The organism is Achromobacter sp. T5-5 (genome assembly GCF_055397965.1).
This window is the reverse complement of record NZ_AP027919.1, coordinates 2,381,249-2,391,177: the sequence shown is the minus strand read 5'-3', so window position 1 is coordinate 2,391,177 and position 9,929 is coordinate 2,381,249. Positions and strand designations below refer to the sequence as shown.

The window sequence follows — 9,929 nt, the reverse complement described above, 5'->3', positions numbered from 1 at the left end:
CTGATGAGCAACATCTGATTTAGAACTCGAACATCACGGCCATCGCGAAGACGGTGGATGCGGTTTCGAGCGATTCGGGTTTCTTCAGCGGCCAGCCGGCCGACAGGTCATAGCTGGCATTGACGTAGGGAATGGAGAAACGACCGCGGACGCCGACGACAGCCCCGACCAGCGTGCGGCCGGACAGGTAGGCGGCGGATGGGCCGCCCACGCGTCCCACGTCCAGGCCGGCGTAGAGTTGCTGCCCGGGCAGGTCGGTCACCGCATCCAGGTTCCACGACAGTTCATTGCGCAATGTCCAGCCGTCTTCGGCGGCCAGCGTCATCTGCCCGTCGAAGCCGCGCACGGCGTAGCGGTTGCCGATGGTGAAGTAGTCGGCGGGCACGATGGCGGTCTTGGCGTGCTGGATCTGCCAGTTGGCCTGGTAGGCGAAGGGCTGGTCCGCCACCTTGAAGGGCAGGTACAGGCCGGCGTTGGCGGTGTAGAGGGTGCTGCGGCCGTTCCAGTCCGGGTCGCCGTAGACGTAACCGGGCTGGTCGGAGAACTGCGGCAGCGTGCCCCGCACGCCACCACCGATGTCCAGCACGGCCTGGCCCACGTAGTGGCGATGCCCGAAGCCGATCTCGTAGCCGGTGACGTCGCGGCGCTGTACGTCGATGGGAACGTCGTTCAACGTGCTTTCTGTGCGCTTGCGCAACAAGCTCACGGACAGGTTGCCTTTGTAGGCCGTGCCGCGATACGGCACGACCGACACGCCCGCCTGGATCTGCTTGGTGGTGCCGCCATAGATGATGGGATCTTCGAAGCCCGCGACGGTCTGGCGATACGTGGACTTGCTGGCACCCGTGAAGAAGGTCCAGTAGCCGAAGGGAATGCTGTAATTGACGGAGGCCGCGCGCGTGTGGGATTCCGTATCACGCCAGTGCGCATTGCTGTTCCAGGACACCGACAACTGGTCATACAGGAACAACGGAGAGTCGAGCGTCAGCCCGGCGTTGATCTGGTATTTTCCGACGCTATCCATCCCGCCGTTGTCACCGCCCAGATAGCCGTGCCAACGCTTGCCGGTGCCAGGTTTGATGAGAAGGTCGGAGTCGCCCAGCTCGGGACCGGGCACGATGTCGATGGCGGCATCGGCCTGGCTGCCCAGCCGGCGGATGGTCTCGATCGCCTGATCCAGGTCGCGCTGGTTCAATTCGCCGCCTGGTCCCGTGGGCAGCGCCGTGCGCCACCAACCGACGGTTCCCTCCCCCTTGACGGCCGAAATGCGGCCAGGCAGGTAGCGCAGCGTGACGGTGCCGGCCGCCAGGGACTGCTCCGGCACCACGACGCGCGCAGTGACTTGACCATTGTCGATGAGCCGACCGATCAGGTGTTCCTGCAGGGCGCGCAACCGCTGCCCGCCCACGCACTGCCCGACAACGTGCTGGGCAGCCAGGGCCAGCGCGCGGGGAGGCGGAGCGCCTTCCCAGGCGACTTCGCGCAAAGGGAAGCAAGGGGTTTCGGCTGGAAGATCAAGCCCGCGCGCGCGCTGCGCGGGCGAGGAGGACAGCGCGTCGGGGCGCTCGGCGGCTCGGGCGCGCTGGGCATCGACTTCCTGTTCTTGCCGGCGCTGGAGTTCCGTGGCCCGAAGCACGGCGTCCGGCGCCGTCTGCGCCACTGCGGGCCCGCCGACCGCCACCGCACACAACATGGCGGTCCACTGCAACAGCCAGAGCCTTGCTGCACGACAGGGCGCACCCGAACATCCGCTGAAGCGCCGCGTGCGGGGCGCTCGGTCAGCCGGCAACGCTGCTTTCGCCAATTCCCCTGTTCGAAGGCACAACCCACTTATCTGTTTTATCTGTTTTATCTGTTTTATCTGCCTTATCTGTCTTATCTGTCTTATCTGTTCGACGACGAATCGGATTCGCTTTATTTGTTGCATGTACGCATTCTTCGGACGTTTTTTGATGGAGCTGCGTGCTGGCGCATGCCGCCCCCCGGAGCCGCTGGCTTTGTAGACGGCCGCCCACCCCGACAAAAATCAGAACAATCCGAAAATGCGCCCCACTCCGGGTTATCCCGTATGTCCCCTAAATCAACAAATCATCAATAATTCGCCAACGTTTTATCGTCGATCCGTCCTTTCGCCTGTCTGCCCCATGCCTGTATCCGTCCGGGACGCCATCGTTTCCTCTTCCCATCTGGCTTCGTCCGCGCCCGAACTGTCCGAAGTCGAATTCGGCCTGATCATCGCGTCGCACGCCTTCAATCGCTGGATGGTGCGGTGCATGGCCTGTGCGGGCCTGCCCGAGCTGACGTCGCTGGACATCCTGGTGCTCAACCACGTGTTCCACCGCGGCCGCGGCAAGAAGCTGGCGGACATCTGCTTCACGCTGAATGTCGAAGACACGCACCTCGTCAACTATTCGCTGAAGAAGCTGGAACGGCTGGGCGTGGTGCAAAGCGCCAAGACCGGCAAGGAAGTGATCTACACCACGACCGACGCTGGCGCGGCCGCGATCCAGCGCTATGCCGAAGTGCGCGAGCAATGCCTCGTCAAGCCCTTCATCGACTCCCCCGCCGCGGATGAGGCCAGCCATCAACTGGCCAATACCCTGCGCGCCCTCTCGGGCCTGTACGACCAGGCCGCCCGCGCCGCCACCTCGCTGTGAGAATCCACGTTGTCTAGCACTACTGTTTCTTCTACCGCCCCGCTGCTGTCCGTGCGGGGCGTCTCGGTCGACTTCACCACCGAGACCGGCGAATTCCGCGCCGTCGACAACCTGGATTTCGATGTGCGGCCCGGCAGGACGCTGGCCATCGTCGGCGAGTCCGGGTCGGGCAAGTCGGTGACGTCGATGGCGATCATGCGACTGACGGACTACAGCGGCGGCCGCATCTCGACGGGACAGATCCTGTTTCGCGACGGCGACGACCGCGAGGTGGACCTGACCCAGGCCAGCGACGAGCAGATGCGCGCGATCCGCGGCAACGACATCGCGATGATCTTCCAGGAGCCGATGACGTCGCTGAACCCGGTGTTCACCATCGGCGACCAGATCGTCGAGGCCATCATGCTGCACCAGCAGTTGTCGCGTTCGGCGGCCCGCCAGTCGGCTCGCAAGCTGCTGGAGAAAGTGCGGCTGCCGGACGCTGAACAGTTGCTGGACCGCTATCCACACCAGTTGTCGGGCGGCATGCGCCAGCGCGTGATGATCGCGATGGCGCTGTCGTGCCAGCCGCGCCTGCTGATTGCCGACGAGCCGACCACGGCGCTGGACGTGACGATCCAGGCGCAGATCCTGAACACCATCCGCGAACTGCAGCGCGACCTGGGCACCGCGGTCATTTTCATCACGCATGACATGGGCGTGGTGGCCGAGATGGCCGACGATGTGGTGGTGATGCTGCGCGGCAAGAAGGTGGAGCAAGGCACCGTCGAAGACATTTTCAAGGCGCCCAAGCATCCGTATACGCGCGCGCTGCTGGCTGCCGTGCCGCGCCTGGGCAGCCTGACGGGCCGCGACCTGCCGCTGCGCACGCCGCAGACCGTGCTGGAAGGCGAGACGCTGCGCGAAGTGGGCGAAACCCGCGAGCAGGACACGGCCCGCTACGATGAGCCCGTGCTGCGCGTCGACAAGCTGACCACGCGCTTTGACGTGGGCCACAACCTGTTCGGCCGGGTCACGCATCGCGTGCACGCCGTTGAAGAAGTGAGCTTTGACGTCTACCCCGGCGAAACACTGGCCCTGGTGGGCGAATCGGGCAGCGGCAAGTCCACCATCGGCAAGACCCTGCAGCAGCTCGTGGCGCCCACGTCCGGCGCGGTGCGCTACAACGGCCAGGACATTTTCTCGATGGACAGCGCCGGCCGCCAGCGGCTGCGCCAGGAAATCCAATACATTTTCCAGGACCCGTACGCGTCGCTGGATCCGCGCAAGACCGTGGCCTTCAGCATCGCCGAGCCGATCCGCACGCACGGCCTGCTGTCCGGCGAGGACGCGATTGCGCGGCGTGTGGGCGAATTGCTGGAGCAGGTGGGCCTGAAGCCCGAGCACGCCCGGCGCTATCCGCACGAGTTCTCCGGCGGCCAGCGCCAGCGGGTGTGCATCGCGCGCGCGCTGGCCAGCAATCCCAAACTGATCATCGCGGACGAGTCCGTGTCGGCGCTGGACGTGTCGATCCAGGCCCAGATCCTGAACCTCTTGATGGATCTGCAGAAGGACCGCGGACTGTCCTATCTGTTCATCACGCACGACATGGCGGTCGTGGAAAAGGTGAGCCACCGCGTGGCGGTGCTGTACCTGGGCCAGATCGTCGAGCTGGGCACGCGCCGCCAAATCTTCGAATCGCCGCAGCATGCCTACACCCGCAAGCTGCTGGCCGCGGTGCCGGTGGCCGAGCCCGGCCGCCACATCGACACGTCCCTGATCGAAGGCGAGATTCCCAGTCCGGTGCGCCGCGTCGGGGATGAGCCCGCCATCGTTCCCCTCTTTGAAGTCGCGCCCGGCCACCAGGTCGCACGCGCCGCCTGAACCCCTTTTTATCCGTCGGTCCGACCCGATTCCCCGTCCCTGGAGGCGACCATGCAGTTCCTACGCACCACTTTCACCGCCACCGCCCTGACCCTGGCGCTGGGCGCCGCGCTGCCCTTCTCGACGGCGCACGCCGCCGGCACGCTCAACGTCGCCATCAACCAGGATCCGGGAAGCTGGGATCCGATCGACACCTTCGTGACGTTCTGGGGCTCGGTCGGCAGCAACCTGTATGACGGCCTGACCATGCGCGGCGCGGACCTGAAGCTGCAGCCGGGCCTGGCCACGAGCTGGGAATACCAGGACGACAACAAGCGCCTGCGCTTCAAGCTGCGCGAGGGCGTGAAGTTCCATAACGGCGAGCCCTTCAACGCCGAGGCCGTGAAGTTCACCTTCGAGCGCCTGCTGGGCGCGGAAGGCGCCAAGGGTCCGCAGAAGTCCAACTACGACTCGATCGGCGAGGTCAAGGTGGTGGACGAGTACACGGTGGACTTCATCCTGAAGCAGCCCGATCCGGTGCTGCTCACCAAGCTGGCCGGCTACGGCGCGATGATTGTCCCGCCCAAGTACATCAAGGAAAAGGGCGAGGATTTCTTCAACACGAACCCGGTCGGCACCGGCCCGTTCAAGTTCGAGAGCTATCAGCCCAAGGTCAACGTGACGCTGGCGCGCAACGACGACTACTGGGGCGGCAAGCCCAAGCTGGACAAAGTGGTGTACCGCTTCATCGGCGAGCCCGGCACGCAGGTCGCCGAGCTGCAGGCTGGCCGCATCGACATCGCCACGCTGATCCCGCTGGGCCTGATCGAAACCGTGAAGAAGTCGGGCAATGCCGACGTTATCTCGACGGGCGGTCCGGTGGCCTTCGCGCTGCGCTACAACACCAAGAACGGCATCACGCAGAGCCGCGACGTGCGCCGCGCGCTGATCATGGCGGTCGATCGCGACGCCATTGTCAAGCAGCTGCTGCTGGGCCAGGCCAAGACCATCGCCAGCTTCCAGGGCCCGCAGTCGTTCGGCTACAACCCCGAGCAAAAGCCCCTGCCCTTCAACCCCGCCGAAGCCAAGAAGCTGCTGGCTGCCGCGGGCGTGAAGCCGGGCGCCACGGTGCAGATCGACGTGCGCGGCAGCGATTCGAACTTCCGCGAAGTAGCCCAGGCCGTGTCGGGCTACCTGCAGGGCGTGGGCGTGCGCGCCACCATCAAGCCCTACGAAACCGGCGTGCTGCTCAACGACATCATCCCCGGCGGCAAGACCGGCGAGATGTGGCAGAACCAGTGGGGCGGCTGGACGTACGACTACGACAACACCGCGTACCTGATGTACCACTCGGGCCAGAAGTGGAACCCGTACGACAACGACGCCAAGCTCAATCAGATGCTGGAAGCGCAGCGCACGGTCTATGACGTGAAGAAGCGTGAAGCGATGCTGCAGGAGATCGCCGCGTACGTCGCCGATCAGGCGCTGGAGCTGCCGCTGTACAGCCTGAACACGATCGTGGGCGTGAACAAGCGCGTGAAGAACCTGGAGGTTCCGGGAGACATCCGCTTCCGCTTCGTCAACGCCAGTGTGGAGTAGTCCCCCCCCCGAAGCGCTTTGCGCTTCCCCCCCAGGGGGGCATGCCTGCGGACCGGCGGAGCCCGGATCCGCGAAGGAGACGCCCCCCCCGAAGCGCTGCGCGCTTCCCCCCAGGGGGCATGCCTGCGGACCGGCGGAGCCCGGATCCGCGGCATCCCACTGGGATAGCGCCTCGTTGAAGCATTGACGATGCTCGTTACAGCATTAACATTACCGATCCGCGACGGCGTAAGCCGGCGCGGCGCCTTATGACCGGATTTCTCATCAAACGCGTGTTGCAGGCGATCTTCGTGATCGTGGCCGTGACGCTGCTTGTCTCTTATGCCGTGCGCCTGACCGGCGACCCCGCGCTGATGCTCAGCCAGGGTTCGGGCAGCGTGACGGAGCAAGACCTGGCCAACATCCGCCAGGCGCTCGGGCTGAACCGGCCGTTCCACGAGCAGTACCTGTCGTACATGCAGGGCCTTTTGCACGGCGATTTCGGGCGCAGCTTCATGGGCGGCACGTCGGTCGCCAAGCTGATTGGCGATGCGCTGCCGGCCACGCTGATGCTGGCGTTCACGTCCCTGATCGTGTCGATCCTGATCTCGCTGCCGCTGGGCATCCAGGCCGCCATCAAGCGCGGCAAGCCCACGGACCAGGCCATCCGCATCCTGTCGCTGGTGGGACTGTCGTTTCCCAACTTCTGGCTGGCGCTGATGCTGGTGCTGCTGCTGTCGATCACGTTCCCGCTGCTGCCGCCTTCGGGATGGAGCGGGCCGGCGAGCCTGGTGCTGCCGTCGCTGACCATGGCGATCATCCTCAGCGCCACCAACATCCGGCTGGTGCGCACGACGATGCTGGAGACGCTGTCCGCGCAGTACATCATGGTGGCGCGCAGCAAGGGCCTGAAGGAACGCGTGGTGCTGTACAAGCACGCGCTGCGCAATTGCGCCATTCCGCTGATCACGTACCTGGGCCTGCAGTTCGGCGGCCTGATCGGCGGCATCGTCGTGATCGAGATGGTCTTCAACTGGCCGGGGCTGGGCACGCTGGCATTCGACGCCATTTCCGGCCGCGACTATCCGGTGCTGCAAGGCACGGTCACCGTGCTGGCCACCGTCATCGTCCTGGTCAACCTGATCGTCGACATCGCCTACGGCATCGTCGATCCCCGTATCCGCACGCGCTGAGCATCATGCAGACAACCACTTCCCCCGCCGCCCCGAAGGCCGTCAAACCGCGCAGCCGCTACCGCTCGCTGGAATTCGTGCTGGGCGCGCTGTTGACCGGCGTCATGGTCCTGCTGGTGCTGGCCTCGGGCTGGCTCTTTCCGGATGGCGGCGAATCGATGGACCTGGCCGGCCGCCTGATGGCGCCTTTCGCGTCCGCCGCCCATCCCTTCGGCACCGACCCGCTGGGCCGCGACGTGCTGGCGCGCGTGATCGTCGGCGGCAAGATCTCGCTGCTGGTGGGCTTTGCGTCCGTGCTGGGCGGCGCGCTGCTGGGCATCGTCATGGGCCTGATCGCGGGCTACTACCGCGGTTTCTGGGACATGATCGTCATGCGCTTTGCCGACGTGCAGCTCGCCCTGCCCTTCATCCTGGTCGCGATCACGTTCATCGCCATCCTGGGCGGGGGCCTGTTCAACGTCATCTTCTTCATGATCGTGTCGCAATGGGTGCAGTACGCCCGGCTGGTCCGCGCGCAGGTGCTGGCCCTGCGCGAGCGCGAGTTCGTGCTGGCCGCGCGCGCCTTCGGCGTGCGCGACCTGGCGATGATCCGCCACCACATCGTGCCGAACCTGCTGGGGCCGCTCGTGATCCTGATGACCCTGAACGTGGCCAACAACATCCTGCTGGAAAGCAGCCTGACCTTCCTGGGCCTGGGCGTCGATCCCATGATCCCGAGCTGGGGCGGTATGCTTGCCGACGGCCGCACGTATATGCAGACGGCCTGGTGGGTCAGCGTCTTTCCCGGCCTGGCCATCATGTTGACCGTGCTGGGCCTGAATCTGCTGGGCGACTGGCTGCGCGACCGCCTGGACCCGACCGGCAAGGTCTGAAATATCGATCCGGCCCGCGCGGCCGGAAGGAACACCGAGCATGACGTTGCTGGAAAAGACATTCGACCGCACGCTGGACGCGTGGACGCACGCCTACCTGTCGCCGGCCTGGCGCGGCGCGGTCGTGGAAGGCTGGCTGTTCGAGGACGTGGCGGCCCGCCGCGCGGCGCAGGCCCGGTTGGAACAGGCTGGCGTCAAGGCGCGCTTTCGCAGCGCCTACAAGCCCTTGCTGCATTACTTTCTTGAAGAGGTGGAGCGCGAGGGGCTGTTGTCGGCCGAGATCCGCTATCCACTGCACGAACATGCGCAGGCCAAGCGCTTCACGCTCGAGGCGTATCCGCTGGTCGCCCTGCTGCAGGGCGTGCGCGTGACCCTGCTGCCCGGCGCCGCCGACCTGCACTACGACGTCAGCCTGGCCTACGCCGACGGCCGCAAGGTCGACACCCGCGTGTTCGCGCCCAACGCGCTCGGGCACGCGCCCGACGGCACGCCGGAACTGTCGCCCACGGGCTGGCTGCGCGTGCGCGATGCGGACGGCGTCGTGCGGACCGATGCCGCGCAGGCCACCGAATACCAACTGCTCTTTCGCAGCATCATGGACACCGTCCGCAACCATGCGTGGGGCGCGCACGAGCCCTACTTCGACCGCCTGGAAATCCGCGTGGACCTGCCGGGCATCGACTTCGCGCTGCCGGTGGACGAGGAAATCGTCAGCACCTTCGAGGCGCTGCACGAGGACCTCTATTTCTCGCTGCTCGAGCACTTCCAGCAGCACTCGGGCCGCCCGTCCGGCGATCGCGGCCTGCAGCCCGGCCAGATCATTCCCGACATCCGACGCCACGACGGCGCGGCGCGCGTGCAGATGTCGGTGGAGACCTTCGCGCCCGTGGCGCCCGTAATCCCGTCGCCGCCCGCGCAGCCGCTGGCGCAGGCGCGCGAACCGCTGCCGGCCGCGCAGATCGCCGGATGCATGGCGGCATTCGGCGGCGACACCTTCCAGGCGATGTCCCGCCAGGGCCGTCCGGTGCTGGGCACCTACGTGCGCGGCCCGGGTCCGGCCGTCTTCATTTCCGGCGCGCAGCACGCCAACGAGACCTCGGGCGTCGTGGGCGCGCTGCGTGCGGCGCAGACCCTGGCCGCGCGCGGCGATGCGCATTTCGCGCTGATCGCGTCCGAGAACCCCGATGGCTACGCGCTCTTTAACCGTCTGCGCGAACAGCATCCCCGCCACATGCTGCACGCGTCGCGCTACAGCGCGCTGGGTGACGACATCGCGTACCGCGAGCGCGCGCCGTTCTTCGAACGCGATGGCCGGCACCAGGCGCACGCGATCAGCGGCGCGCAGCTTCACATCAACCTGCACGGCTATCCCGCGCACGAATGGACGCGCCCGCTGTCGGGCTACCTTCCGCGCCACTTCGAGCTGTGGACCATTCCCAAGGGCTTTTTCCTGGTGCTGCGCCATCATCCGGGATGGGCTGAACGCGCACGCCGCCTGATCGAAGGCGTCACCGCGCGCCTGGCCCGCAACGTGCCGGACCTGGTGCGGTTCAATGCCCGCCAACTGGAACTGTTCCACGCGCATGCGCTCGAAACGGGCTTTGACGTGCTGAACGGGATTCCGGTGCAGATCACGGAGACCGACCGCGAAGACCTGCCGATGGCGCTGATTTCGGAGTTTCCGGATGAAACGGTCTACGGCGACCGTTTCGTTTTCGCGCATACTGTGCAGATGGAAACCGTCCTGGCGGCCACCGACATCTATCGCGCAGGGCTTTAGCGGCCAA

7 protein-coding genes are annotated in these 9,929 nt (G+C 66.0%); 6 read left to right on the top strand and 1 reads right to left on the bottom strand.

Annotated elements, in window-relative coordinates:
- Nucleotides 1-19: 19 nt before the first annotated feature.
- Entirely contained in the window at nucleotides 20-1,693 is a 1,674-nt protein-coding gene (locus ACZ50Q_RS10740; RefSeq protein WP_464081483.1) for a ShlB/FhaC/HecB family hemolysin secretion/activation protein, read from the bottom strand.
- A 451-nt stretch (nucleotides 1,694-2,144) separates the two neighbouring features.
- Here ACZ50Q_RS10740 and ACZ50Q_RS10735 point away from each other — a divergent pair, with 451 nt between their 5' ends.
- The 6 genes from ACZ50Q_RS10735 (at nucleotide 2,145) to ACZ50Q_RS10710 (ending at nucleotide 9,922) form a co-directional block, all read left to right on the top strand.
- Nucleotides 2,145-2,657 carry a winged helix DNA-binding protein gene (locus tag ACZ50Q_RS10735; protein WP_063641272.1) on the top strand — a complete coding sequence of 171 codons (513 nt, stop codon included), beginning with the start codon at nucleotides 2,145-2,147 and terminating at the stop codon, nucleotides 2,655-2,657.
- Between the two features lie 9 nt (nucleotides 2,658-2,666).
- Nucleotides 2,667-4,520: an ABC transporter ATP-binding protein gene (locus ACZ50Q_RS10730; protein WP_464081482.1), complete on the top strand. Its 1,854-nt coding sequence runs from the start codon at nucleotides 2,667-2,669 to the stop codon at nucleotides 4,518-4,520.
- Nucleotides 4,521-4,571: 51 nt separating this feature from the next.
- Nucleotides 4,572-6,098 carry an ABC transporter substrate-binding protein gene (locus tag ACZ50Q_RS10725; protein WP_464081481.1) on the top strand — a complete coding sequence of 509 codons (1,527 nt, stop codon included), beginning with the start codon at nucleotides 4,572-4,574 and terminating at the stop codon, nucleotides 6,096-6,098.
- 248 nt (nucleotides 6,099-6,346) lie between these two features.
- Entirely contained in the window at nucleotides 6,347-7,270 is a 924-nt protein-coding gene (locus tag ACZ50Q_RS10720) for an ABC transporter permease (protein WP_008160703.1), read from the top strand.
- Nucleotides 7,271-7,275: 5 nt separating this feature from the next.
- The gene (locus ACZ50Q_RS10715; RefSeq protein ID WP_076520251.1) at nucleotides 7,276-8,142 is read left to right on the top strand and encodes an ABC transporter permease; all 867 of its coding nucleotides are present in this window, start codon (nucleotides 7,276-7,278) and stop codon (nucleotides 8,140-8,142) included.
- A gap of 40 nt (nucleotides 8,143-8,182) precedes the next feature.
- Entirely contained in the window at nucleotides 8,183-9,922 is a 1,740-nt protein-coding gene (locus ACZ50Q_RS10710) for a M14 family metallopeptidase (RefSeq protein ID WP_464081480.1), read from the top strand.
- Nucleotides 9,923-9,929 lie beyond the last annotated feature (7 nt).

What these genes read in the sequence shown, in the direction of transcription:
- ACZ50Q_RS10740 (WP_464081483.1), bottom strand. Translation starts at nt 1,693, where the DNA reads ATGTTGTGTGCGGTGGCGGTCGGCGGGCCCGCAGTGGCGCAGACGGCG.
- ACZ50Q_RS10735 (WP_063641272.1), top strand. Translation starts at nt 2,145, where the DNA reads ATGCCTGTATCCGTCCGGGACGCCATCGTTTCCTCTTCCCATCTGGCT.
- ACZ50Q_RS10725 (WP_464081481.1), top strand. Translation starts at nt 4,572, where the DNA reads ATGCAGTTCCTACGCACCACTTTCACCGCCACCGCCCTGACCCTGGCG.
- ACZ50Q_RS10720 (WP_008160703.1), top strand. Translation starts at nt 6,347, where the DNA reads ATGACCGGATTTCTCATCAAACGCGTGTTGCAGGCGATCTTCGTGATC.
- ACZ50Q_RS10715 (WP_076520251.1), top strand. Translation starts at nt 7,276, where the DNA reads ATGCAGACAACCACTTCCCCCGCCGCCCCGAAGGCCGTCAAACCGCGC.
- ACZ50Q_RS10710 (WP_464081480.1), top strand. Translation starts at nt 8,183, where the DNA reads ATGACGTTGCTGGAAAAGACATTCGACCGCACGCTGGACGCGTGGACG.